This is a genomic window from Endozoicomonas sp. Mp262 (genome assembly GCF_025643335.1).
Taxonomy (GTDB): Bacteria; Pseudomonadota; Gammaproteobacteria; order Pseudomonadales; family Endozoicomonadaceae; genus Endonucleibacter.
Genome location: NZ_CP092489.1, coordinates 1,407,176 through 1,433,039, shown reverse-complemented (window position 1 = coordinate 1,433,039; position 25,864 = coordinate 1,407,176). Strand labels below are relative to the sequence as shown.

Below are 25,864 nucleotides of genomic sequence, written 5' to 3'. Positions count from 1 at the left end.
GAGTTTTTCCGCATGTAAGGGATATTTTGTTGGCAGGTACAAATAAACAAGTACGTTAGCATCAACAACGATCATGCTCTGCCTTCATTGAAAGATTTGCTGAAAAAACCAGAACCTCATTCCCGGGGGATTCCGGGAATGAGGAATTATATCCCACTAGCAACTTTCTCCAGTACTCCATCCTGAATAAAGTTGATCCGGTGTTACATTGCCATCCGTACAGCGTTCGGATGTGTATTTTTTACCTTTATACGTCACAGTGATATTTGGCTGATACTGCTTCTGTTCAAACTGAGGTATGCCTTTACAGTTACCTCCGGACTCAACATCTGGTTTTTCTTCTGGTTTTTCTTCTGGTTTTTCTTCTGGTTTTTCTTCTGGTTTTTGCTCAGGCTTTGGAGCAGTACCATCTGTTAATGACCAGGCCATTGTCCAGTATATGCCAACGCCTGGCTCATAAGCCCAGGCAGCATCTCCACACCAGCCAGGAACATCACACTGATAGATATTGGTGCCATCACTGTTGTCATTAATATTTGTGACCAGGTCACCCAGTTGATAGCTAACACCCTCTTCATATTGCGGATAAGCGACAGCATCCCTGACAGTAATGTTGCGTTGAACCGTTGTTGTATCAAAACTGTCTGACACACTATAGGTCAGGTTATATTGACCAGGTGCCTGTGTATCAACAATGGTAGTCGGCCAGATAATTTTTGATGTTAGCTCATGCTCCTCTGTATCCCAGGCTGTTACGCCCTCCTTCGCATCAAAGTGATCCCCTACATGGAGTAACTTATCCTCTGCACCATGAAATACCGGCTTATCGTTGTATACAGTAATGACCCTTTCCTGCTCGGTAACATTGTCATCACTGTCTTTGACACGGTAAACCAGAGGGTAGTCACCCAGCGTATTTGTATCCACTTGTCCTGTATAACTCATTTCATCCGTTAAGTTGCCATCCTGCTTGTCTGTGGCAGTAACACCTGCCATAGGGGAAAAGTTGGAGTACACATTAATGGAGGTATTTTCAGCACCGTGGATAACAGGCTCATCTGACTCGGGTTCTGGTAGCGATGTATGGCCATGCACGTAGGGGCCGTAATCTTTAGCAAACTGACCACCGTACGGGTTTCCATGACGATCCTTACCCACATCCCAGTTGATGGACCAGGTCATGACGCCTCTCAATGGCGTACCTTCATCCTGAAGCCGATCAAAGGCATTGATAAGTTTTTGAGGTTCATCAACAAAACCCGTAGCAGCAGCATCCCGGTTGGCAGGGATACCGAACACAAGCTTATCGTTAGCTATAGGATAATAGCCCTGCTCGCCAGTGATAATGGCTTTTGATATTGAATAAATAAACTTTTCTTTTAGTGCATCGTTGTTCTGGGGAATCCATTGCCCGGTCTCTAGATCACTTATACCATCGCCCCCCTGGTTGTAAAACTGTGGGCTGATCCAGTCATAATATCCTTCCAGTGCAGAGAGGTACTTTCCATAAACACCGGTTGCTCCTCCACGAAGATAGGGAAACTCCGGTGCAGCGGCAATAATAAAATTCTGGTTTTTTGTTTCTTTATAATGATCTTTCACAGACTTGAGTGCTTCGGTAATCACATACACATTATCCGCTGCACTGATAGCCGCCTGTTCAAGATCAATATCAAGCCCGTCAAAACCATAAGTATCAACCAGGCGGATGATTTCAGCCGCTAAATCATATTCCTGACCTTTGACCAGCTCAATATGGGCATCAGCTCCACCCAAAGAGATGAGTACAGACTTACCCTGCTTATTGAGTTCGGCTATTTGCTGCTTAAACTCTTCTTCAGACATGCCTGTGGCTGTATCTAGTTTAAAAGTGGGAATGGGATGTTTGTCATTTGCATCTTTTGGGTAGGCCTTCATAAAAGACACCATAATGACATTATATTGGTCATTAATATCCTTCAAGGGAAAGCAGGGCGCAGTCCCTTGTTGGTAACCAAAAGGCCCGGTGTCACACCAGTTATGCCAATAGCCTTCGAAAATATTGCCCGATGGATTTACCAGATCCTGACCCGCATTTGCAGCGAAGGCAGCCATACTGATAGAAAGTGCAGATGTAATGCCAACGGTAAGCCGGGCTAATTTAGGAAAGGACTGCAGATTTTTCATTATCACTTCGTGGATGTTCTTAATTTTCAAGAGATGGCTATTTGATTAGAGCCATGCACGCGCGCAAACAATAATAGCACTATAGTACAACAAAAGATAACTTTGATTTAGATCATGCGTACTTCCAAAGCTCACTGCCACAGCTAATGCCACATACCATTAGTAGATGGTTTCAGTGTGACTGGCATTCAGGATCTCCGCTCCCACTGAGCTGTCTATCCCTCATTCAACCGGGTGAAAGTCTCATATTGACCACAACTAAACACTGCCACCTTTCTCTGGGAATGGTATGACATTGCTTGTAGCAGCCTTGGTGACTTTCCCGCAATAAGTTGCAGCAAATAACTTCCAGCCATTTTCAAACCAGTGGCTCTGAACTAATGACCGAAGCGTCAATACGCCCTGACCACCCGGATTTCGCCAGCGCATACCTGAGCACTTCATCCGCTGGGTAACCAAGGTTTTACAGGCTGCCTCTACCACACCAGAGCCGATCGGAAGGTTATTCGACAAGTGTTCAGCATAGCGCATACGCTGGCGATTTTTTCTGAAATACTCCAGCTCGGTCTTTAATTTTGAGCGGCGCGGATGCTTTTTATGCTGATAAGCCAGGGCTTTAATAATGCGCTCAACCCCATCGAGTTCCTCTTTTAGGACGTGTCGGTAAGTGACAAACTTTTCTTTGGACTTGATGCTGTTTTCTCCATAAGCCTGGTCAAATGCTTTCTTCAGGTGATCGGCTGCGTGGTAGTAATCAATAACCTCAACACCCGCTGGTAGTTCCTGGGAAAGGTATGACCAGTTGTCCTTGGCGCCATCAGCGACTTTGACCAGTGACAGCTGTGGCTTTTGTCGCAACGCTTCTTGCAATAGTGCTGACAAAGACTGCTTGAGTGTGAGTTTTTTAGTTTCTGGCATTCGTCCTATGCGGACTGTTGATAAACGCTCCCCCTGTTGATCGTAAAACGACAAAGTTCCGCAACTGGCCTCCTTGCAACCTGTTGGCCCTTGAGTCCGTTTGCCTTCAGAAGCGCTCCTGGCTCGCTTTTCTACTCGTTTGCCATCTTTCATGGGCAGCATAACGCCATCCAGGGAGGCGGCTACTGTGACCGCATTGGTGGGCACGTTAAGTTTCTCAATAAGCATCTCTTCAAAAGGCTCACGGTGCTGTTCCCACTGAGTATTAAATTGCCTGGGGAAACGAGCAAGACTGCTTTCTGAGGGAGACATACCTCCCATGAGATCAAGGAGGCTTTTTGCTTCACCGGGAGACATTTGAGCAACAACCCAGGCAGCTTGCTTTGCAGCCCGAGGCGTCCAGAAGCCTTCCACGATCCCGGCTTTCAACTCCATGGGCACGATACACGGCTCTTTGCCGTTACGGTAAAGTGTTCGCATAACCCGGACTGAACCAACCGCTGTCTGGTAGGTTTTATAACTGCGCAACACCTGCTTATAAGTGATCCCGCTGACCTCAATAGCTGGGGTATCAATATCAAGCTCAGCCAGCGCCTCTGCTAAAAAATCTTGCTGAGCTTGATTAAAGAGAGCATTAACGGTCTGCTCAAACTCTTCAAAGTGCCTGATAGGATTGCCAGACTCTCGCAGAGCCTGCAATTGGTGGCCTAACCGTTGAATCGCATCACAAGAAATGGTGGCGGCTTCAGTCCGTAGCTGACATACTTCCATGGGGCGGCCTCTCACTGGCAAGGTGTTGTGTGCTATCAACATCATACCTGTGATTGGCTGCCTTCTGTTTAAGCATTGAAAAAATAGCTGCCTACTACTTTCCCCGGTTGGCAAGCTGAAGAAGCTCGGTCAATTTGAGACTTTCACCCATTCAACCTCCACGCCATTAACTATATACGGCAGTGAAAAAACACAGACCTGTGGGAATGCGCTGCCCCGGCACATAGAAAAAGATCAAGGTTTATTATAAAACTCGACTTTAGAGTTACCAAAGAACAATAGTACGATTTTCATCTGAAATCGGTTAATAGCAACCATCTCCAAACAAAATACAAAGATGGTTGCTATGCTCACTTCAGATCATAAAGAGATCCTCCGGGAGCTTGCCTTATATACAACGTTTCTTGCTTCAGCGCTATCCCCAACAGCAGTACCTACGTTCTGCGAACTTCTTTTTGGCTGCATGCTATCCGGGCAAGGCTTTGTCACTCAGGCGCTGTTATCTATTAATAACTTTCAATGCGTATGGAGCAGTTACCACCATTGGCTCTCTCAAGGCAAGTGGCGGTGGAGGAGCCTCGCATGCCGGCTCATTCAGCTGGTATGCTCAAAAGTACCACGGGGTGAACTTATCAACATTGGTCTTGATGATTGGGTGGTGGAGCGTTTTTCTGACAAGGCTCCCGCTTGCCGAACCCATCACCAGCACAGTAAAAAAAGGAACCGGCCAACGTATATCTGGGGACAATGCTGGGTATCCCTGGCTGTTGTATTTGAGCGGGCTAAAGATGAAGTATTTACTGCCATCCCTGTGCTTTCCTTTCCATCTCCTGCTTCAGGCAATGCCAGTAAGCTAAAAATCGCTGTTGCCATGCTAAAAGTAGTGAGGCAAGAGGTGAAGGTGCAAGGACTGCGCTTGCTGACAGACTGTTGGTATATGAACTGGACGCTAATGCAACCCGTTCTGGAAATGGGCTATGAAGTAGTAGGGCAAATCCCGTTAAACCGGGCATTGTATGCCTTACCGTTGGAGTCCACTGCAAAAAAACGTGGGCGACCCAAAAAGTATGGCATCAAAATGACGCCCCCGGAAGTGGAGAAGCTACCGGAATATCAAACAACCGTAAGAATATACGGCAGATTTCGAAAGATACGTTATCGCACCCGGGTATGTCGGGCTCGCTTCCTGAAAGGCCGCAAGGTTCGGGTTGTCTGGGGTCGGTTTGAAAATGATAAAGGACTGACAGAAAGCCGTATATTCATTGCAACCAATACTGGACTTGAAGGTATAGACATCCTTCGTATTTATGCGAAAAGATGGCCGGTTGAACCCATGTTTCAGCAAATTAAACATTCATTTGGTTGCCGCCAGTTATGGCAGCAAAAGCTGAGAACTCTGTTGCGGTGGATGCATCTGAAGATGGCTGGATACGCATTATTGCAACTGTTGACCGTCTGTAAAAATCAAGCAAGCGTGGGCATTTCAAGGATTCCTTGGCGGGATCAGGATACAACCACCGCTGGCATGCTAAGATTTGCACTCGCAGGAATTATCCCCAGATTACCTATTCGTGAGGGCTGGAACCGATATAGCCAAAAATATGAGTTCAATTTTAATAGTTTGACTGACGGAATAGTCAAAGAAAAGAAAAAAGCGGCATAAATAGCGGCGACAACGCAATAATCAAGAATAATACCGAATCTGAAAAAACGTTTGGATGTATTTTTGCACACAATTTTTAAAATATAACCAAACGTTCATGTCATACTAACTCTAAAGTTAAGATTATAAAAGTCAGAGTGGTGGGTTATTATGATTTTCCCTGGGCTCCCCAGTAGTGTTTGTAATTAAAATCATAAAACATATAGCAAGTATCTTCCGGTAATTGATGTCGGTTTTCCAGCATCTTAATTTCTGGTCTAAATAGTTTACCCTCTTTGTCAATCACAATAAGCACATGACCTTCCATATCAAATAAAGCTATTGGTTTTTCTATTACCATAGCAAGGAAAATCACTTCAACGGGTTCCATATAGGTACCATTTTTTAAAAATATATTACTTTTTACCCTTTCTTGTAAATTACTAAGAGTATCATCCAGCCCTATCACATCATTGAGCAAACTTCCTTTCTCGCAGGGACTTAGATTGGGATCTTGCCTTAGCTGAAATCGAATTGAGTTTTTATAGGCTTCTTTCAAAGCTATTTCTATTTCTTCTTTATCAGGACAAATACCTTCAACAAATGATTTTATTTTATTGTGGACTTTAACTCTAACCTGAATCCGTGATTTCTTGATTTGCCCGGCAGTTTTGAAAATGTGCTGATTAATTTTTTCCTTTGAAAATAACTCGGGTTATTGATTGAAGTGTTTTTATGTCGTTTTTAAGCATAAATGCTGATCAAAATATCATCAAACTTGAAGACAGGTTGAAAGAAGCCCTACCGTTATCAATACAGTACTTTCTCATTTATGGCATTTTTTTCTATCTCGCTATTCAATCAACAAAGTGCATGCTGGCTTATTAATTGATGGAAAGACCTGAAACCAGGACAGTAACGACCAAAGCGTAGCCGGTATTGATGTCCTTTTTTCAGAAGACGGGCAGCCAGGTAGATGAGTTCCTGTATCACGGTTTTTAACCGGCGTCGTTTGGCTTTATGACGTACCGGCGCATCTGGCCCGAGCAAGCAACTCTGCCCCATGTAGCGCAGAATGTTATAGACCAGTGCACCCAAACACATCACCAGGTCGTTGGTGTCAAACTTGCCTGAAGGCAGGCGCTCTAAATCCATATCAGTCTTCAACTCACTGTGAAACTGCTCGCTGGTCGCATGATCCTCATAAAGATTAATGATCTGATCATCGCTGTAGTCAGCTTCGCTGAGTGTTGTCCACCATCCTTCCAGCTCATAATCGGGTGTCAGAAATCTCTGCCCTACAGTATCAGTGGTACGCTTGATAATGCGAATAATCAGACGCTGGTTACCATAGTTGGTTTCATAGACGGTTGAGAGTGTCGCATAACTCTTTCCTGGACGCGACTCCTCCCATTTGACTTGCTTTTCTTCAAAAATGGGGAGCCAGTGTTCCTTGGTGTGATACTTTCTTGGGTTGAGCTTGATAATGTGATTCACACCTTTGAACCCGGCGATTTCCCGGCGCGATTCCTCAGCATCGTGGCCACTATCAAGGCGAACCAGAATAGGCGCTCGGGTCAAACGTCGGCTGCGGTGCAGCACTGCTTGTAAAAAGCCAATAAAATCATTCTGGGAGTGCTGAGAGCCTGGGCGTAATTCACATCCCAGGCACCAGCCTTCGCAGCCAAAGTAAGCGGCAATAGGGGCATAACCAAAGAATTTTTTATACGTGTACTCGACCCCCTCCTTTTTGGTATTGCTGTTATCCATAGGGAATACGTCGATATCCAGTGGTATGTGCTGCTTCTTATCGAGTTTTTTCGGAAGGGGTGTGACGGGCACCTGAAGATTAACCAGGACATCGGTAAGGCTGTCCTCGATGAAAGGAATCAGTTGGGCGGCATCTTCATTGAAACGCTGTCTTAAGCGGCTGGCTGAAGGCATTTGTTTAATGCCCATTGCCAACCGGAACCAGTCGTTATCCCGGTTATTATCAACATTATCAAAATCACTTTTACCCTGAGCCAGTTGGCCGCAGTAAGCTCTGATCAGGTCGATATGAGTGATACGGTGCCTTTTTTTTATTTTGCGCAGGGATTTGCTTAACGCTGTCTTTTTGTTGAGTGCATGACCAACGAAATAAAGCCCTGCGACCGGTGTATAAAATTCCGTCTGTGATTGTTCAATTTTCAGTTTCACAAAAATGCACCCAGGTGGTGAAAATTAGAGTGGGTGCATTTTAACTTGGAACTTACGTTTTGTGGTTGATCCAGAGGAGTTGGGCTACAGTGAACTCACGGATTCAGGTCTAAGTTCATGCAGTTCCTGTAGTGGGCACATACCAGATTGAAATAATGAGTTAAACATACAATTTCCATTGCCCACAGATTTTATGATTTCCATATTCTGAGGCTGAAGGATTTTCCCTAATTGTTCAACGCCCTGATCAAAACCCATCGAACCATTGACTTGTTCTATTTTTTGTTGCTTTAAAGAGGGTTGATAGTGATCTGAATCTTGTATTTCCACCTTTCTTTTTCTTGAATTAGCACTTACAGGCGCAACCATGCCACTCTCGTACTTTAAAGAAGACAAAGGGTCATAGGTAAAGTTTAATGCTACCTGTCGCCCAAATATTTTATTTAAAAAATAATTAACTGGAAACGGAAGTATTGATAGCAATGTATTAAAAGGTGATATTCTCATAAATTATTTTTTCATTTAACTTTGAGTATTACCCTGTATATAGGGAAATAGCTTTCCACAATCAACAGCATTATCAGCAAACGCCTCATTAATTTTAATCCTCATAGTATCAAGAAAACCAGAAGAACAACCTTTAAAATCATACGGCTTATCTAACAATGTGCTTGCAGCAAGTCTTGTTAAAACCGCAACTCCACAACTCCATGAATCCTGCTGTTTTAAACCACTATCAAAACACACATTTTTTATATCAAGATCAAAGGCTTTAAAGAACCCTACCAAGCCTTCTATTAAATGCGCATAGCTTTCACTGCTTTTGTGAAGCGAATCAAATACGGTCATTTTCTTTTCATCCCTGCTTACTGTAATCAGTATCCAGTGATTATCATTCACATTAACAGGGATATGTATATTCGCATAATTCAGGCATGCAGACTTAGTCATGGTCTTTCTTTTATCACTGACAAAGCTATCTAACACTGAACCAGTACAGGGTTCTTTCGATAGTTTGGTAAAGAAGAACGGGTCGAAAATAAAATGATCTTTACTATCAGCGCCAAGGTTATGTTTGACAAGGCTCACAAAGGCCGAAAGATGCTTATCTCCTAACCACTGGGTAGCACTCAGGGAAAGGTTTGTTTCATTTGCTGGAGAGTCTGCGCTTTCATCATCAGAGTCATCTATGACAATGACTTCATCTGTATTGGTATTTTGATTGACCTCAGGCTTGCTTGAATGACTCTGTTCCATCTCATCGGGTGATTGATCAGGTTCGTCTGTAGAGTCATCAATGATAATGACTTCATCTGAATTGGTATTTTGGCTGACCTCTGGCTTGCTTGACTGGCTCTGTCCCATCTTATCTGGCGATGATTGACCAGGTTCGTCTTTATCATCATTCGAGTATGAAAAAGTCTCCACCCTTCCGTGCTTGAAAGCGGGTTGCCCTGTAAGCTCTGTGCTTTCTGCCTTTCTTTTTCTTGCGCTTGCATCAACCTGGCAGGATTCTATGTTATTAAGGTGGGTTGCAGGTTTTACAGAAGCCACTGTTCGTCCAAATACAAATATAGAACACCACTGATAGGCTGCTGCCAATTTGCCCGGTATGGCTGAAAGCGTTCTGCTTATTGACTGCATAAAAAAAGGCTCATCTTGTTTTTTTTTGTAGCACTTATAGACATTAAAGGGAGATAAAGGTTCAGAAAAAAGTTAATAAAAAGCCCGCTCCATTAACGGGCGGACTTTTTCAGGTAATCCCAAACAACCGCTGAATTACAGCAGCATCTTGCGAATATCACCCAGCACAGTACCCAGCATGGCGGTGAAGCGAGCAGCTTCAGCACCGTTGATGGCTCTATGGTCGTAGGACAGGGACAAAGGCAGCATCAGCCTGGCATCGAAGTCCTTGCCATTCCATACCGGCTTCATGCCAGCCTTGGACAGGCCAAGAATCGCCACTTCAGGGGCATTGACGATAGGTGTGAATGCAGTACCACCGATGGCACCCAGGCTGGAGATGGTGAAACAGCCACCCTGCATTTCGGCAGGCTTAAGCTTCTTGTTACGGGCCTTGCCAGCCAGTTCGATGCACTCTTCCGCCAGTTCCCACAGGCCCTTCTTGTCAACGTCCTTGATCACAGGAACCAGCAGACCGTCTGGGGTATCCACAGCCACACCGATATTGATGTAGTGCTTGTGGATCAGGGACTTGCCATCCGGACTCAGGGAGGCACAGAACTGTGGCAGTTCTTTCAGCACATAAGCACAGGCTTTCAGGATGAAAGGCAGCGGAGTCAACTTGGTACCGCGGGCTTCAGCCATGGTTTTCTGGGCTTTACGGAACGCTTCCAGCTCGGAGATATCCGCTTCATCAAACTGGGTAACGTGAGGCACGTTCAGCCAGGAGCGCTGGAAGTTCTGAGAAGCTACCGTACGCAGGCGGGTCAGCGGCTTCTCTTCAATCTTGCCCCACTGGCTAAAGTCAACCGCAGGAATTTCAGGAATACCAGCACCCACAGCACCTGGAGCCACCTGAGGTTCACTCAGTCTCGCCTTAACGTAGCTTTGAACGTCTTCTTTGACGATACGGCTACGTGGGCCAGTCCCCTTAACCAGAGACAGGTCTACGCCAAACTCGCGGGCCAGTTTGCGAACAGCCGGACCTGCATGGAACTTGCGGTTGGCCTTTTCCAGGGAAACACTGTCAACGGAAGGTGCCGGTGCAGGGCTTTTTACTGGTGTAGAAGGCTCTGGCTTGGCAGGCTCTGCCACCATAGTAGCCAGGGGCGCTTCAGTCTTGGCCGGTGCTTCACCACCAGCAACTTCCAGCTCCAGAATCAGGTCACCCTGACTCATTTCATCCCCTTCCTTGACCTTGATGGCTTTCACCACACCCGCCATAGGGGAAGGCACTTCCATGGTGGCCTTGTCAGACTCCAGGACAATCAGGGAGTCCTCTTCAGCAATCTCGTCGCCCACCTTAACGCAGACTTCGATAACCGGTACGTTTTCAGCACCAATATCAGGAACAACGATGGTTTCCAGTCTGGGATCAGAGGAAGCCGCAGGCGCTGGTGTTTCAGCAACAGGAGCAGCTTCCACCTCGATGGTGGGTTCTAGCTTTTCAGGAGCGGTGGCTGGTTGTTCTGCGGTGGCATCGTCTGCTGCCAGTTTCAGCAGGTCGTCACCTTCAGATACGCTGTCGCCTACCTTCAGGATAATATCAACAACCTTGCCGGCCTTGGGAGCAGGAACTTCCATGGTTGCCTTATCAGATTCCAGGACAATCAGTGAATCCTCGGCTTCAATGGAATCACCGGGGCTTACACAGATTTCAATAACCTCTGCACTGCCGCTGCCGATGTCCGGAACCTTGATGATCTCGTCTCTCATTCGTTTAAACCCTGTTTAATCATCATGACCTGACCCGCTTATTCAAAGCGGGCCTGGTAAACCAATTAGCAGTACAGCGGGTTGGTCTTAGTGGGATCAATACCAAACTTCTTGACAGCATCTGCCACAACAGAGGCGTCCAGCTGACCATCCTTAACCAGGCCGGTCAGTGCGGCAATCACGATGAAGTAGCGGTCTACTTCAAAGAACTTGCGCAGCTGCTCACGGGTATCGGAGCGACCGAAGCCGTCTGTACCCAGGGAAATAAAGGTGCCAGGTACGAATTCACGGATCTGGTCTGCGTACAGCTTCATGTAATCAGATGCAGCAATCACAGGCCCCTTACGGCCAGACAGTTGTTGCTCAACCCAAGAGACTTTCTTCTCTTCATTGGGGTTCAGCATGTTCCAGCGAGCAGCATCCAGGCCATCACGACGCAGTTCGTTAAAGCTTGTGGCACTCCAGATATCGGCTTCAACCAGGAAGTCCTTGCGCAGGATATCGGCAGCGGCACGCACTTCTTCCAGAATGGTGCCACAACCCATCAGCTGAACCTTCAGGTCGGACTTACGGGAAGCGTTATCTTCCAGACAGTACAGACCCTTGATAATGCCTTTAACCACTTCTTCACCGGCTGGCATGGCAGGCTGGATGTAGTTCTCGTTCATGGTGGTGACGTAGTACCAGACGTTCTCGCCCTCACCGTACATACGACGCAGGCCGTCCTGGATCACCACTGCCAGCTCATAACCGTAAGTGGGGTCATAACTGATGCAGTTAGGCACAGTACCAGCCAGCAGGTGGCTGTGACCATCCTGGTGCTGCAGGCCTTCACCGTTCAGGGAGGTACGTCCGGATGTTGCCCCGATCAGGAAACCGCGAGCCTGAATATCTCCGGATGCCCAGGCCAGGTCACCGGTACGCTGGAAGCCAAACATGGAATAGAAGGCATAGAACGGAATCATTGGCACGTTGTTGCTGCTGTAGGAGGTTGCCGCAGCGATCCAGGCAGCATGGGAACCTGCTTCGTTGATACCTTCTTCCAGAATCTGGCCAGTCTTGGATTCCTTGTAGTACATTACCTGATCAGAGTCTACCGGCTCGTAGTTCTGGCCTTCAGCGGAGTAAATACCCAACTGACGGAACATACCTTCCATACCAAAAGTACGGGCTTCATCAGGAACGATCGGTACAACGTACTTGCCGATGTTCTTATCTTTAACCAGGGCACCCAGGATACGAACGTAAGCCATGGTGGTGGAGATTTCACGCTCACCGCTACCCTTGGTAACAGCTTCGAAGGCTTTCAGGTCAGGTGTCTGCAGTTTGACATCGGATTCCTGACGACGCTGAGGAATGAATCCGCCCAGCTTTTCACGGTGCTTGCGCATGTAGACCATTTCTGGGCTGTCTGCATCAGGCTTGAAGAATGGCAGTTTTTCCAGATCTTCGTCTTTAATAGGCAGGTCGAAGCGATCACGGAAGTGCTTGATATCCTCGATAGGCAGCTTCTTCACGTTGTGGGCAACGTTAGCGGCTTCACCGGTTTCACCGGTACCGTAACCTTTAACGGTCTTGGCCAGAATAACCGTTGGCTGGCCAGTGTGGTTCACCGCAGCATGGTATGCCGCATAAACCTTATAGGGATCGTGACCACCACGGTTCAGGCGATAGATGTCTTCATCTGTCATGTCCTCAACCATCTTCAGGGTTTCAGGGGAACGACCGAAGAAGTTTTCACGGGTCCAGGCGCCGCCCTTGGCCTTGCAGTTCTGGTAATCGCCATCAACCGCACCGTCCATGATTTCCTGAAGTTTGCCCTCTTTGTCTTTGGCAAACAGCGGGTCCCAGTGACGACCCCAGGTGACTTTGATAACGTTCCACCCAGCACCCCGGAAGACGCCTTCCAGTTCCTGGATGATTTTGCCATTACCACGTACAGGTCCGTCCAGACGCTGCAGATTACAGTTAACCACAAAGATCAGGTTGTCCAGGTTCTCACGACCTGCCAGAGAGATGGCACCCAGGGATTCCGGCTCGTCCATTTCACCGTCCCCCAGGAATGCCCAGACCTTACGGTTTTGCTCTGGAGCCAGGCCACGGTTAATCAGGTACTTCATGAAGTGGGCCTGATAGATGGCCTGTAGTGGTCCCAGACCCATGGAAACAGTAGGAAACTGCCAGAAGTCAGGCATCAACCAGGGGTGAGGGTAGGAGGACAGCCCCTTGCCATCCACTTCCTGACGGAAGTTATTCATCTGCTCTTCAGTGAGACGGCCTTCCAGGAAGGCACGGGCGTAAATACCGGGAGCCACATGGCCCTGGTAGTAAACCAGATCACCTTCACGATCATTTTCATGACCATGGAAGAAGTAGTTGTAGCCGATATCGTAAAGGGTTGCACTGGAGGCAAAGGAGGAAATGTGACCACCCAGGGAGCTGTCTTTCTGGTTAGCCCGCATAACCATGGCCAGCGCATTCCAGCGAACCAGGGAGCGAATCCGGCGTTCCATGAACAGGTCGCCCGGCATTCTCGCTTCTTTCTCAGGAGGAATGGTATTACGGTAAGGTGTTGTAATGGCATAAGGGAGCTGAGTGCCCTTTGCGCGAGCGTGCTGGGACAAACGGGTCAGCAGGTGGTGAGCCCGGTCCTCTCCTTCTTGTTCCAGGACGGAGTCCAGCGCATCCAGCCACTCCTGGGTTTCGATTGGGTCGATATCGTGCATATAAATCCGCTCCGTGAAGACGAACAGCAATTATGTATGGCGTATGGAAACCAGGGCGATCGATAGTTGATCAATGCTCCATGGCTAGGCAAATTGGGATGTTTGGTTGTATAAAATAAACAACCCCGAGTGCTGACAATGTTTTCGGCACCCCCTGTGGAGAAAAGTGCTTTCCATAAAACAACGGGGTGAACTTCAATGCTGAAAAGCCATCTGAAAATAGACGCCCCTACGACAGGTACTACTTTCCAAACAACCTCTTAGAAGCACTGATCTGAGCATATATTAGCCAAGATAGTTCAGATACCGGTTTCTGTTTTTAACCAGCTGCCTGCTACGCCAAGAATAGTATTGACCTGATGTACCACAATGTTTAGCACCTGGTGGGCGGTTTAAAAATAGATGGCCCTGCTGCGGGTGCGGGTTCAGCTATCTTAACAGCCTCTGAATCAGTCAGTGCTAAAGTGGCGTTCAGTAGCCATAAATAGGAAATCAGCGTTTCCATTCAGGCTATTTGAACTGACACAGGGTCGCCCTGTTCGCTTGCGAGTACACATGACAACTTTTGTCACAAACTCCAGACGAGCGCCAACCGACCATGCCAGTTTCAATCGCAAAAAAAATGATTTCGATCAAATGTAATCTAACTACAAGATAAGCAATTGCCGCAATGAGTACCAGTACTTATGTGTAATTCAATAATAAAGTACTTTCAACATTTGTTTTTTTTGATCATCCCCTATAGAAACACCTGTCAGGCGATGTTAATTATCGTTAAAATCCTGAAAGATGCCGTTTCCCTTGATTTAAAGCGAGTGTTTTGATGGAGTTGCCTGGTTCTTATCCCCCGCAAATGGAACAAGCCCTTCAAGTATACTGGCAGCAGTTTCTGGTGGCCTGTGAGGCAGAAGTACTCTTACAGAAACTGGATCAATTACCCGCCCCCTTTCTTGATCAGCTTATTCGCAGTTGGGTAGCCAGTGATTTTGTTGCAGAGCAGTTTATTCATCAGCCAGCTCTGCTCTTCACTTTTTATCAACACTATCAGAGTCACCCGGGACTGGAAGTCTCTGATCATTATCACAGTGAACAGCTCAGCCAGTTATTGACATCTGTTGAGTCAGAAAGCCAGCTTATGTCCCGGCTTCGGCACTATCGCAACAGAGAGATAACACGGATTATCTGGCGTGACAGCAACCAGCTGGCCAACCTTAAACAGATCACCACCGACCTCTCCAACCTTGCAGATGCCTGTATAGATCAGGCGCAACAGTGGCTTTATAACGACCTTGCCGGAACCTTTGGCACACCGCATAAAAAACACAATGGCAAAGTATCTGTGCCACAAAAACTGGTGGTGTTAGGGATGGGAAAACTGGGGGCCAGAGAGCTCAACCTGTCTTCAGATATTGATCTGATCTTTTCCTATCCCTCCCAGGGTGAAACCACAGGAGGCGCCAGAAGCTTAACTAACCAGGAATTTTTTATCCGCCTCGGGCAACGACTTATAAAAGTGCTTGATAGCAGAACCGCCGAGGGCTTTGTTTTTCGCGTGGACATGCGACTGAGACCCTATGGAAGCAGCGGAGCACTGGCCATGAGCTTTGCCGCCATGGAGCAGTATTACCAGGATCAGGGCCGGGACTGGGAGCGCTATGCCATGGTGAAAGCCAGAGCTGTAGCTGGCGATCATGGGGCCGGTGAGCTGTTGTTGTCGCAGCTCAAACCGTTTGTCTACCGGCGTTATATAGATTTCAGTGCTATCTCGGCCTTGCGGGATATGAAGCGTTTGATTGAACGGGAAGTCAAGCGCAAGGGCATGAACAAAAATATCAAGCTGGGGCCTGGCGGGATCAGGGAAATTGAGTTTATTGCCCAATCTTTCCAGTTAATTCATGGAGGACGTGACCGCAGCCTTCAGAAAAAAAGTCTGCTGGAGGTACTGACCGCCTTGAAGACTAACGGATATTTGCCGGAAAAGGTTATTGGTGAGCTAAGGGATGCCTATATTTTTCTCCGGGATCTGGAGCATGCCTTGCAAGCCGTTAAGGATAAGCAGACACAGACCTTGCCGGGCGATGACAAGACTCAGGCCAGAGTAAGCTGGAGTATGGGATGTCAGTCATGGCCTGAATTGTCGGCAGCCCTGGACCGGCACCGTCATCATGTTATCAGTCATTTTGATCATGTTATTTCCGAGTCAGCAGGTGGTAACCCAGAATCTGAAAAAACAGACCTATGGTCGCCTTTCTGGCTGGGTCAGCTGACGGAAGAAGAAGAACTGGGGTTACTCACCCAAAAGGGTTTTAAGGCGCCTAAGGCATCACATGGTCGTTTTTTAGCTCTCAGGGAAGGAAAAGCACTTTCGCGGGTTCGTCGGCAAAGCAGGGGGCGCCTGGATAAATTCATGCCGATACTGCTGGATTTCATGGCGTCATCCAGTGAGCCGGATATTGCCATGAACAGATTATTGCCATTGGTTGAGGCCGTTTTGCGGCGTACCGTTTATCTTGTGTTGCTGATGGAAAATCCCGGTGCCCTGGAGCATCTATGCAAACTCTGTATCGCCAGCCCCTGGATTGCTGACCAGATTGCTGGCCACCCTTCCCTTCTTGATGAGTTTTTGAATTTAGGGTTGCTTTACAAGGCACCGGAAAAGCATGAGCTGGCAGATGACTTACGACAGCAACTGGCCCATATTCCGGAGGATGACCTGGAATCCCAAATGGAGGTGCTGCGCTATTTTAAAATGGCTCATACTCTTCGAGTCACCGCTGCCCACGTGGCAGGAACCTTGCCCCTGATGAAAGAGAGTGATTATCTCACCTGGATTGCTGAAGTGGTACTGGACCAGGTGGTTACTATTGCCTGGAAGAATTTAATTGGACGTCACGGGTTCCCTGTGGATGAAAACAATCATCACTGTGATCCGGGCTTTATTGTCATTGGTTATGGCAAACTGGGCGGCATAGAGCTGGGTCCCGGTTCTGACCTGGATCTGGTATTTGTTCATAATGGTGCCGCCAATAAAGAAACCGATGGCCCCCGCAAAATTGACTGCGCTACGTTTTATACCCGACTGGGACAGCGCATCATTCATATACTGACAACCCAGACGCTCTCAGGGGCCCTCTATGAGGTGGATATGCGGCTGCGTCCTTCGGGTTCATCGGGGTTACTGGTCAGTTCATTCAAGGCGTTTGAAAAATATCAGCTAAATGATGCCTGGACCTGGGAACATCAGGCTCTGGTTCGAGCCAGGGTTGTTGCTGGAGATAGCAAACTGGCTGAGCAGTTCGAAAAGGTAAGGGCCCAGGTATTAAGCCAGCAGCGCGAACCTGACGCCCTTCGCCAGAAAGTGCTGGATATGAGAAATAAAATGCGGGAGCACCTGGGCAGCAAAGGCCATTCTGACCTGTTTGATATTAAACATGATGAGGGCGGCATCGTTGATATTGAGTTTCTTATGCAATATGCCGTACTGCGATATGCCTCCAGCCATCCCTCACTGATTCAGTGGACAGATAATATCCGTATATCCGAACAGCTTGAGCATGAAAAACTGTTGGATGAAACCTTGGCCCACGCCATCAGAGATGCTTATCAACAGCTTCGATTGAGTATGCACAAACAGGCTTTACAAAATAAGAATTCGATAATCCCTGCTTCTGAGGTTGAGCAATATCAAAAGCCTGTTAAGGATCTTTGGGGGCAGTGGATACACTAACCCGGATATTGTTATAAGTGCCCAGCCTGATGAAACCCTATATTTTTAGCTAGGAAAAGAGCATGAAACTCAAATTATTTATGCTATTTGTAGCCCTCTTTATGAATAGCATTGCCATCTCTGCTCCTAAAGGTGTTCATTATCTTGTAGATCCAAAAGAGTTCCCTTTAAGTAGGTCATAGTTTGGTTTCAAATAAACTGGATGTTCGGCCAGTACGAGAAATCTACTTCTTGATCTAACGATCAGATAGCTATTGAATGATACATTTACTCTATTATAAAGAGAGTACTGGTCTTTAAATCCCTCTCCCTATGAAGTACGTCACTACAATCACTGATGAAGCTGTTTTATTAACTTTGAAATTCGCCAAACACTACGGACCTCTGAGATGTATAAGGGAAAGAGCCCATAGCCTTTTATTGAGCAATCGTGGCTTTACCCTTGAGCAAATTGCCGAAATACTTGAAATTAGATATCAAACTGCTTCTCAGTGGATTGATGATTGGGAAGAATATGGTATTCGTGCCTTGTACAAGGGGCATGGTGGCGGTAGGCCGTGCATATATGACGAATCCGAAGTGCAACGCATAAAAGAATTAGTGGCTGAAGAGCCTCGTCGCTTATCGTATGTCAAATCCAAGATCGAGGATGAAACCGGTAAATCTTCATCAAAAATTACTCTGGCAAACATTGTAAAAAAGCAGGGCTGGTTTACAAAAGACTCCGTAAATCATGCAAACATAAACGGGACGAAGAGCAATTCCATGACTGTAAAACTGCTCTGAAAGATGCCCAGGAAGCCGAGAGCAAAGGGTTAATCAATTTATTTTATTTTGATGAGTCCGGCTTTACCCAGGAACCTTGTGTGCCATACGGTTGGCAGGAAAAAGGAAAGCAGCTCAGAATACCATCAGTCAAAAGTAAACGCATCAACGTACTGGGGTTTATGAACCGAAGCTGTGAGCTATTTCATTATCCTGTTGTGGGTTCAGTGAATAGCGATACGGTGATTGCGGCCTTTGATGACTTTGCAGAGAAAATGGCAGATGAAAAATACAGCTCAAATGATCGTTACACGGTAGTTATGGTGGATAATGCCAGCATTCACACCAGCAAAAAGTTTTGTGCCAGAATTGATGACTGGATGATTGAAAAGAAATTGCTGGTCTGCTTTCTGCCAACATATTCACCTGAGCTCAACCTGATTGAAATCCTGTGGAGGAAAATAAAGTATGAATGGCTCAACCTCTTGTCAATCAAGAGCTTTGCGGAATTTGAAAAAGAAGTTGAACGGGTGCTTTTTTCATTTGGAGAGGAGTATATGATCTCATTTTCTAATACTGTCCGACTGGATGGTTAAATTATTCGAAAGCAATCTATACACTACTTATGTTATCCAAAAGAAGGAACCGTGGGGCGTTTATATATTATTAAGATGGAAGAGTTATTTTATGCCACTCTAGTCTTTACAGAAGAAAGCACTAACAAAGAGATTGAAAAAGAATTTCGTGTTTTAGCATTTGTAAATGAAGACGTCATTTTATCGCCTGTAGAGGGAAGTAGCTATCAACTAACAGTCTCATTGAATTTAGAGGATTATGATTAAATATCAATAATACTGATTCGAATAGGTTACTGAAACGCTGTTAAAAAATTAGACTAAAGCGCGCCTTGCCCAGATTTATCAAACTGTACTTTTCTAACTGGGCGTGGTTTAGTTGATACATATCATAGTGGCACGGGCCGGTCCTCAGTAGATTGCAGCTATTCTTATCCCTGATAACAGAACCTGCAACTATGACGTTATTTAAGAAAAGAACCCTGGCTGCGGCTATCTCCTCCCTGGTTATGCTCCCCCTGGCCCAGGCCTGCACTTCGGTGATTGTAGGCAAAGATGCCTCGGCATCCGGTGCATTGATGATCTCCCGAAACGAAGACTTTTCCACTAATAACTGGGCGAAGCGAATGCATGTTTATCCCCGTAAAAGCTATAAAGCCGGGGATGTGATCACCTTATCCAATGGTTTAAAAGTTCCCGCCCCGGAAACATCCTGGCGCTATACCGCCATGAATGACTGGGATGCCTATCAGAATTCTAACGATGGCAAAGTGTTCGAAGAGCGCGGAGTGAATGAATTCAACCTGGCCATGTCTGCCACCAATAGTGCCGAGATGAATGAAAAGGCTCAGAAAGTCGATCCCCTGGTGGACCAGGGCATTATTGAGCAAAATATGACCGGACTGATTCTGTCCCAGGCTAAAAGTGCCAGAGAGGCCGTGCAGCTATTGGGTGATTATGTGACTCGGTATGGCGCCGGTGAAGCCAATGGCGTCCAGTTTGCTGACACCAAGGAAGCCTGGTATATGGAGATAGGATCGGGGCATCACTGGATTGCGGTAAAAGTACCTGATGACAAGTATGCCGTCATTGCCAACGGCCTGCGTATTCATGATGTAGACCTGGGTGATACCCAAAATATAATGCATTCAAAGGGGCTGCTGGAATTTACCCGCAAGCATAAACTTCTGAGCAAGCCTGACAGCAGAAACTTTAACTTTGCCCAAGCCTTTGGCAAGCTGGGTGACCTCTACAACACAGATAGAGAGTGGATGGGACAAAACCTGCTGAGTGCCTCAGTTAAACAGAAAATACGACAGGATCAGTATCCCCTGTTTTTAAAGCCAGACCAGAAAATCAGTGTGACGGATATCGCCAAAGTGCTCCGTTCTGATTACCAGGGAACCCAACTGAAGGGCAAGGGTAAGCGTCCCATTGGCGTGGATCGCACCTCTGAAGCCCATATCATTGAAATGTACCCCAACATGCCGGGAGAGTTGGCCGCTGTGATCTGGCAGACACCCAGTAATATTAATTACAGCCCCTTCATCCCTGTTTACAATGTGATGAGTCATGTTCCCAAGGTCTATACCCAGGGCAAGGATCACTATGACAACAGCTCTGCCTGGTGGACATTCCGCTCCCTGGGAACCCTTGCCAGCCCCAACGTGATGGAGGGTAAATATAAGAAAGTGGTCGATGGTGTCATCGACTCAGCCGAACATTACCTGGTGAAAACCCATGCCTATACCCGGGACATGTTGAAACACATGTATAAGGATAACCAGGATATGGCTATCCAGTATGCCAGTAACTACTCCAATGGCCTATTGCAAACAGCCTATGACCGTGCCCAGTTTTTACAGTCTGAACTAATGACGGATCTGACTCGTAGTACAGAAAAAAAATACAGTCCGGAGGAGTTTGATAAGATTAAGAAATTATAAAAACCATTATCCCCCTTAAATATTAACCAATTAATTTAAGGGGGATAATTCAATTAAAAATCCTGAATAGCATTTTTATCCATATAGTCTAGCCTTAAGTCCTTTGTGAATGCTTAAAATAAGTTTCTGAAGAGGCAAATCAAAATGGTACAAACTCCGTTTAAACGCAGTATTAGAAAGCTCAGCACTAATGTTCTGTTTGTTATATGTGTTTTTTTCCCATTTTTCTGTAATGCTGATTATATAATGACGGTATATGTGGCTAATCATTCAGTTTATATTGTTTTTGGAGATGACCAGTCTGATACTCCTATAGCCAGCTTGCAAGGAACTACTACTCACCCTGCTCTATCAAAAGATATTGCTTCATTTAGTTGTAATGACTCAGTTCCTAAAGTGATAAAGGTTGTTTTAGATAGTCTCAAATTCTCTAGTGATTACAAAAAAATAAAAACCACTCTAAAAAAAGCGCCCCCATCAAGATTAGTGGTCTTTGCTTGCGGTCTTAATGACTTTGATTTAAATGTCAAAGCTGTTAAAGATACAGTGAAAGATAGCTATATTTTCGGTGAAAAGTTTCATGAAAATGCTGATGTTACTTCTTTCTTAGGTGGTGCCCCAAAGCGCAAGGAATCTCATGCATTTTTCTATACCAAAATCTTATCTGATTCATTTGAACATAAATTCAAGTCAGCCGAGGTTTATAAAGATAAAGATTTGGCTATTAAATGCGCAATAAATAAAATAGAGATGCTTGGTTTAGAAAAAGGACAGCCATTTGACTTATGGCATGAAACAACCTATTCAGCCCTCCATCTATTCAAGTCTGATGAAGATATCGAAGACTTTACATATAGAATGCCTGACCAATTCAAGCAGTTAGGTAATTGTGGAGGCTTTGATTTAGGTGAACGGTTTATTAGTTTAATAAAATCGCATTTAGGAAACTCAGAAATAGATGTACTTGATAGAACAATGCCGCTGTTTGTATATAAAAACTTCCTAACAGAATACATCAGGCTAGGTGATATTGATGTACAGAAAATCCCTCTAGATGCTGATGGAATAGTTCACAGAGTTACCAAGACAAAAAGAATAGAGATAGAGCCTAAAGTCATTCCTATGGGCTTTGTCAATGTAGGAGATTTTGTAATGGAGTTGATTGATGAAGAGCTGCTGGATACCGGCGCCTCAAGAGATGAATCTTTTTCAAAAGCTGTTGCAAGTGCAAAGAAATTAGCAAAAAATAAATTTGGTGATGAGAAGTGGAATAATCTTTTCCAAGAAGCATCAGGTATACGAAGAGGGGTCAAAGAAGATGCCATAATTAAATATATACTTCATGTTGGGCTTGGTGAAGAAAAGAGTGGTCTTGATAGCGGAACCCGATACGGTGTTGTTTTTGGAGAAACAAGTGGAGCAATTCTGGATGATGATATTGATATGCCTGGATATATCAGTGATCATGAATTTATGGATAAAGCGTATGATTATTTTAGTAAAATGCCAGCACCTCAGGATGCTGAAAGAGCACGTTTAGAAAGAACTTCTGCGGCATCAGGCACACCACAATTTAGACACTGTCACTCAAAGGAAGAATTTCAAGCATGGGCCAATCATAGATTTTCTCAGGAAAGGCATCGTTTATTATTCTTGAATCAAAAAACAGAACTTTTGCCATTTATACATAATGTTGGCAGGAAATGGTCACCTGAAAAATAAAAGCTGCCAATGTGACATTATCGGTGGTTTTGCTAAAACTGCAGGTGCTTTTAGTTAAATGATTATTTTTATGGTCTGTAACACTGCATAAAATTATAATATTGAGCTGGCATGTATATACCAGCTCAATATTGTATACCAGAGTAGTCAAACGAATGTGTAAAAAAAATCTAAATATATTATTAAACCGCGCCCATTTAGAAAACCGTAGTTTGATAGATCAGTGTAAGGGCGCGCTTTAGTATAAAAAGTATGTCATTCTATCTCGATAAATACGACCTGTCAGTCAAGTTAAAATCAGTAATATAGCGCTTTTTGCCTGCTTGACCATGGTATTGAAAGTCTCTCCAGAAAAGTGGAATCAAACCAGGGATTGCCTGCTTCAGCAATCCATACATGCTTCTCATCCCCGTACACGTGAGCGTTTTTCGGCGCTTTATCAAGTTTCTCAGGGAGACTCAGCCTCTAACGTCGCTAAGCAACTGGGGCGTCGCCTTGATACCGTCACGAACTGGATTCACCTCTATCATGATAGCGGGCCTGAAGCCATGATTTATAAACGGACAGGTGGCCGCCCCCCTTTTGCCAAATAATCAGTAAAGCAGCCGCAGGCCTGATTGACAGAAATTTAGAAAAAGCTGCTTCTCAGGAATACTCTCCCATCCGCCCTCGCTGGACTTTAAAGTATCTGGTTCAGTGGTGCTGGGATCAATTTCAGGTACGGTGTTGTCGTGAGACCATACGACAAGCACTCAAACGACTGGGATATTCATGGAAGAAAGCCAAAAAACTGCTTAATAAAGCCGATACCGGCAAGCGGGCTGATTTTTTGGAAACATTGAAACCACTGCTATCGAAAGCCATGTTCCAGAAACGCCTACTGGTTTACATTGATGAGGCTCATATACATCAGGAGACGGACATTGGATATGGCTGGTCTCGCAAAGGCGAACGCTTCTGGGTCAGCTCTCACTCGCCAAAACTGGCTGATAAGATTACGTTCTATGGTATTTATTACTACAACCTGGGACAGGTTAGAATCTGGCCTTATCCCTGTGGACGAAAAGAGCACACAGTCAATGTACTGGAACGCATCAGGCAAGAACATCCTGACAGGGAGATTGATATTGTTTGGGATGGTGCCTCCTGGCACACCGCTCATGTTGTGAGAGATGCAGGGCTTCGCCTCAACCTGAATATTATCCAGATGCCGGCGTATAGCCCCGACTTTATGCCTGTGGAAGCACTGTGGCGCTGGTTACGAGAAGATATCACTTATCACCATTGCCACAAAACGGCAGAAGACTTACTTAAGGCAGTCAATAGCTTCACTCACCGTATCAATCAGAACCCTGAAGAAATTGCTGATAGATTATGGGTCAAAGACAGCCTGAATGATGAGGAGGAGTCCATGAGGTCAGTCAGGCTGTCAGCCGTCTCATAAAAGTCCGGTTTTCTAAATGGTTGGGGTTTAGAACCTTTTCAACTGAATACAGCTTCGCCTTTAATTATTGATTTATGTAATCCTCGTCTTTATGCCCAGATGCATATCTTAGGATCCATTAATTTACTGCCGCAGCAACTATTATCAGGCATTTCGCCAGCAGCCGGTAAGCTTCCAACTCTGGGGCAGCTTGAGTCCCTTTTCAGCCACCTGGGTTATACCGGAAACAACCAGCATATCGTGGTCTATGACGACGAAGGTGGTGGCTGGGCAGGCCGTTTTATCTGGACTTTAGATGTCATTGGCCATACTCATTATTCCTATCTTAATGGTGGTATCCATGCCTGGTTGAAAGCCGGGTTACCCTTGGAAAATACACCGAACCAACCTGAGCCAACGGAAGTCAAGCTGACCATCAATGAGGACGTCATTGCCTCCCGGGAATATATTGAGGCCAACCTGGACAATCCTGATATCGTCATCTGGGATGCCCGTTCCCCGGAGGAATACCGGGGTGAAAAAGTCTTTGCCCAGCGGGGTGGCCATATTCCGGGAGCCATCAATTATGAGTGGACCCGTGCCATGGATCCAGCCAGGGATTACAGGATTCGGGAAGCTGTTCAGGAAGAGCTGGAAGCCTTGGGCATAACTAAGGATAAGGAAATTATTACCCACTGCCAGAGCCATCACCGTTCCGGCTTTACCTATCTCGTTGCCAAAGCCTTAGGCTATAAAAAGGTTCGAGCCTATGACGGTTCATGGTCAGAGTGGGGCAATCTGCCTGATACACCGATAGAAGTCTGACTCGGTTTTAACAATAGAGGCAGGTGTGGGTATAGACGGTTGTCAGGAATCTTCGCTTGTTGACTGACAGCATTTGCAGATGCACAGGTGGTTGCCATCCATTACAATACTTTCGCCTACATCTACTGATAAATCCATAGAGGCAATATCACCACCGTGAAAGAAAAACTGTTTGCCGGGGTTCAGCATATTCTGCCCCACCACCTGATTTCCCGGGCTGTTCACTGTTTTGTTGAAAGCAAAACTGGTTGGCTTAAAAATGGCCTGATTCGCCGGATTGTTAATCACTATGATGTGGATATGAGTGAGGCTCAGGATGAGCGTATTGAATCCTATGCCAACTTTAATGAATTTTTTACCCGCCCGTTAAAAGAAGGGGCCCGTCCTCTACCCGAAGATCCGCAGGCCATCGTCAGCCCCGCCGATGGCGCCGTTAGCCAGATTGGTAATATCAACAATGGCCGGATCTTTCAGGCAAAAGGCCATGATTACAGCCTGATAGAATTGCTGGGTGGTGATGTTGAGCTGGGACAGGAGTTTATGGGAGGTAAATTTGCCACCATCTACCTGTCTCCCCGTGATTACCACCGGGTTCATATTCCTCAGGCCGGAAAGCTACGTCGGATGATTCACGTTCCCGGACGCCTGTTTTCTGTGAATCAGGGAACCGTTGAGAATATTCCCAGCCTGTTTGCCCGCAATGAACGGGTTGTCAGCATTTTTGATACTGAACAGGGGCCTATGGCAGTGATTATGGTGGGTGCCATTATCGTTGCCAGTATCGAAACAGTGTGGGCCGGTTTGGTGACCCCCCAGCGTCGGCAGATAAGAAGTTTTGATTACGGTGCAACGTCTGGTCAGGACATTGAGCTCAAGCGGGGCGAAGAGCTGGGTCGCTTTAAGCTGGGGTCTACGGCCATTGTCCTTTTTGGCAAGGACCAGGTTGACTGGCTGGAAAGCTGGCAGGCCGGTAGCCCGATCAAAATGGGTGAAGCCCTGGGGAAGATCGCCCCATCTGAACAATCCGACAAAATCAAGAACCAACCTGTTGCGGAATAGC

General features: G+C 46.1%; 19 protein-coding genes. 11 read left to right on the top strand and 8 right to left on the bottom strand.

The features are described from left to right. Positions 1 to 156 precede the first annotated feature (156 nt). Positions 157 to 2,166, bottom strand: a complete 2,010-nt coding sequence (locus tag MJ595_RS06225) for a glycosyl hydrolase family 18 protein (RefSeq protein WP_263081574.1) — start codon at positions 2,164 to 2,166, stop codon at positions 157 to 159. 258 nt (positions 2,167 to 2,424) lie between these two features. Further along, positions 2,425 to 3,900 (bottom strand): hypothetical protein, encoded by a 1,476-nt coding sequence (locus MJ595_RS06220; RefSeq protein ID WP_263079044.1) that lies wholly within the window; start codon positions 3,898 to 3,900, stop codon positions 2,425 to 2,427. A 292-nt stretch (positions 3,901 to 4,192) separates the two neighbouring features. Between MJ595_RS06220 and MJ595_RS06215 the strand changes: the two genes are divergently transcribed. Beyond that, entirely contained in the window at positions 4,193 to 5,518 is a 1,326-nt protein-coding gene (locus MJ595_RS06215; protein WP_263078492.1) for a transposase, read from the top strand. Positions 5,519 to 5,666: 148 nt separating this feature from the next. Here the strand turns inward: MJ595_RS06215 and MJ595_RS06210 are convergent, their stop codons facing one another. From MJ595_RS06210 to aceE, 6 genes are all read right to left on the bottom strand, one after another. Continuing rightward, complete coding sequence (locus MJ595_RS06210) at positions 5,667 to 6,056, bottom strand: hypothetical protein (protein ID WP_263081573.1); 390 nt, start codon at positions 6,054 to 6,056, stop codon at positions 5,667 to 5,669. Between the two features lie 302 nt (positions 6,057 to 6,358). Then, positions 6,359 to 7,696 (bottom strand): IS1380 family transposase, encoded by a 1,338-nt coding sequence (locus tag MJ595_RS06205; RefSeq protein WP_263078015.1) that lies wholly within the window; start codon positions 7,694 to 7,696, stop codon positions 6,359 to 6,361. Positions 7,697 to 7,780: 84 nt separating this feature from the next. Further along, positions 7,781 to 8,203, bottom strand: a complete 423-nt coding sequence (locus tag MJ595_RS06200; RefSeq protein ID WP_263081572.1) for a hypothetical protein — start codon at positions 8,201 to 8,203, stop codon at positions 7,781 to 7,783. Between the two features lie 15 nt (positions 8,204 to 8,218). Beyond that, positions 8,219 to 9,124, bottom strand: coding sequence for a C48 family peptidase (locus tag MJ595_RS06195; protein ID WP_263081571.1), 906 nt, complete (start codon positions 9,122 to 9,124; stop codon positions 8,219 to 8,221). A gap of 351 nt (positions 9,125 to 9,475) precedes the next feature. Further along, on the bottom strand, positions 9,476 to 11,095 hold the full coding sequence (gene aceF / locus MJ595_RS06190; RefSeq protein WP_263081570.1) for a dihydrolipoyllysine-residue acetyltransferase: 1,620 nt from the start codon (positions 11,093 to 11,095) through the stop codon (positions 9,476 to 9,478). A 65-nt stretch (positions 11,096 to 11,160) separates the two neighbouring features. Next, positions 11,161 to 13,821 (bottom strand): pyruvate dehydrogenase (acetyl-transferring), homodimeric type, encoded by a 2,661-nt coding sequence (gene aceE, locus MJ595_RS06185; RefSeq protein WP_263081569.1) that lies wholly within the window; start codon positions 13,819 to 13,821, stop codon positions 11,161 to 11,163. Between the two features lie 853 nt (positions 13,822 to 14,674). Here aceE and glnE point away from each other — a divergent pair. From glnE to asd, 10 genes are all read left to right on the top strand, one after another. Continuing rightward, complete coding sequence (gene glnE, locus MJ595_RS06180) at positions 14,675 to 17,548, top strand: bifunctional [glutamate--ammonia ligase]-adenylyl-L-tyrosine phosphorylase/[glutamate--ammonia-ligase] adenylyltransferase (protein ID WP_263081568.1); 2,874 nt, start codon at positions 14,675 to 14,677, stop codon at positions 17,546 to 17,548. 312 nt (positions 17,549 to 17,860) lie between these two features. Continuing rightward, positions 17,861 to 18,334 (top strand): helix-turn-helix domain-containing protein, encoded by a 474-nt coding sequence (locus MJ595_RS06175; RefSeq protein ID WP_263078037.1) that lies wholly within the window; start codon positions 17,861 to 17,863, stop codon positions 18,332 to 18,334. After that, positions 18,256 to 18,909 (top strand): IS630 family transposase, encoded by a 654-nt coding sequence (locus tag MJ595_RS06170; RefSeq protein ID WP_263322427.1) that lies wholly within the window; start codon positions 18,256 to 18,258, stop codon positions 18,907 to 18,909. Before MJ595_RS06175 ends, MJ595_RS06170 begins: the two co-directional genes overlap by 79 nt. 75 nt (positions 18,910 to 18,984) lie before the next feature. After that, a complete protein-coding gene (locus MJ595_RS06165; protein WP_263081567.1) occupies positions 18,985 to 19,155 on the top strand; it encodes a hypothetical protein in 171 nt (56 codons plus the stop codon). Between the two features lie 191 nt (positions 19,156 to 19,346). Then, positions 19,347 to 20,834, top strand: a complete 1,488-nt coding sequence (locus tag MJ595_RS06160; protein ID WP_263081566.1) for a C69 family dipeptidase — start codon at positions 19,347 to 19,349, stop codon at positions 20,832 to 20,834. Between the two features lie 258 nt (positions 20,835 to 21,092). Next, positions 21,093 to 22,556: a hypothetical protein gene (locus MJ595_RS06155; protein ID WP_263081565.1), complete on the top strand. Its 1,464-nt coding sequence runs from the start codon at positions 21,093 to 21,095 to the stop codon at positions 22,554 to 22,556. 329 nt (positions 22,557 to 22,885) lie between these two features. Beyond that, a complete protein-coding gene (locus MJ595_RS06150) occupies positions 22,886 to 23,149 on the top strand; it encodes a helix-turn-helix domain-containing protein (protein WP_263081564.1) in 264 nt (87 codons plus the stop codon). Positions 23,150 to 23,172: 23 nt separating this feature from the next. Continuing rightward, complete coding sequence (locus tag MJ595_RS06145; RefSeq protein WP_263322448.1) at positions 23,173 to 24,000, top strand: IS630 family transposase; 828 nt, start codon at positions 23,173 to 23,175, stop codon at positions 23,998 to 24,000. 42 nt (positions 24,001 to 24,042) lie between these two features. After that, complete coding sequence (locus tag MJ595_RS06140; protein ID WP_263322469.1) at positions 24,043 to 24,804, top strand: rhodanese-like domain-containing protein; 762 nt, start codon at positions 24,043 to 24,045, stop codon at positions 24,802 to 24,804. Between the two features lie 156 nt (positions 24,805 to 24,960). After that, complete coding sequence (gene asd, locus MJ595_RS06135; protein ID WP_263081563.1) at positions 24,961 to 25,863, top strand: archaetidylserine decarboxylase; 903 nt, start codon at positions 24,961 to 24,963, stop codon at positions 25,861 to 25,863. Position 25,864 lies beyond the last annotated feature (1 nt).

Coding starts and splice junctions, on each gene's coding strand:
- MJ595_RS06225 (WP_263081574.1), bottom strand. CDS start 2,166: ATGAAAAATCTGCAGTCCTTTCCTAAATTAGCCCGGCTTACCGTTGGC.
- MJ595_RS06220 (WP_263079044.1), bottom strand. CDS start 3,900: ATGATGTTGATAGCACACAACACCTTGCCAGTGAGAGGCCGCCCCATG.
- MJ595_RS06215 (WP_263078492.1), top strand. CDS start 4,193: ATGGTTGCTATGCTCACTTCAGATCATAAAGAGATCCTCCGGGAGCTT.
- MJ595_RS06200 (WP_263081572.1), bottom strand. CDS start 8,203: ATGAGAATATCACCTTTTAATACATTGCTATCAATACTTCCGTTTCCA.
- aceF (WP_263081570.1), bottom strand. CDS start 11,095: ATGAGAGACGAGATCATCAAGGTTCCGGACATCGGCAGCGGCAGTGCA.
- aceE (WP_263081569.1), bottom strand. CDS start 13,821: ATGCACGATATCGACCCAATCGAAACCCAGGAGTGGCTGGATGCGCTG.
- glnE (WP_263081568.1), top strand. CDS start 14,675: ATGGAACAAGCCCTTCAAGTATACTGGCAGCAGTTTCTGGTGGCCTGT.
- MJ595_RS06175 (WP_263078037.1), top strand. CDS start 17,861: ATGAAGTACGTCACTACAATCACTGATGAAGCTGTTTTATTAACTTTG.
- MJ595_RS06165 (WP_263081567.1), top strand. CDS start 18,985: ATGGAAGAGTTATTTTATGCCACTCTAGTCTTTACAGAAGAAAGCACT.
- MJ595_RS06160 (WP_263081566.1), top strand. CDS start 19,347: ATGACGTTATTTAAGAAAAGAACCCTGGCTGCGGCTATCTCCTCCCTG.
- MJ595_RS06150 (WP_263081564.1), top strand. CDS start 22,886: ATGGTATTGAAAGTCTCTCCAGAAAAGTGGAATCAAACCAGGGATTGC.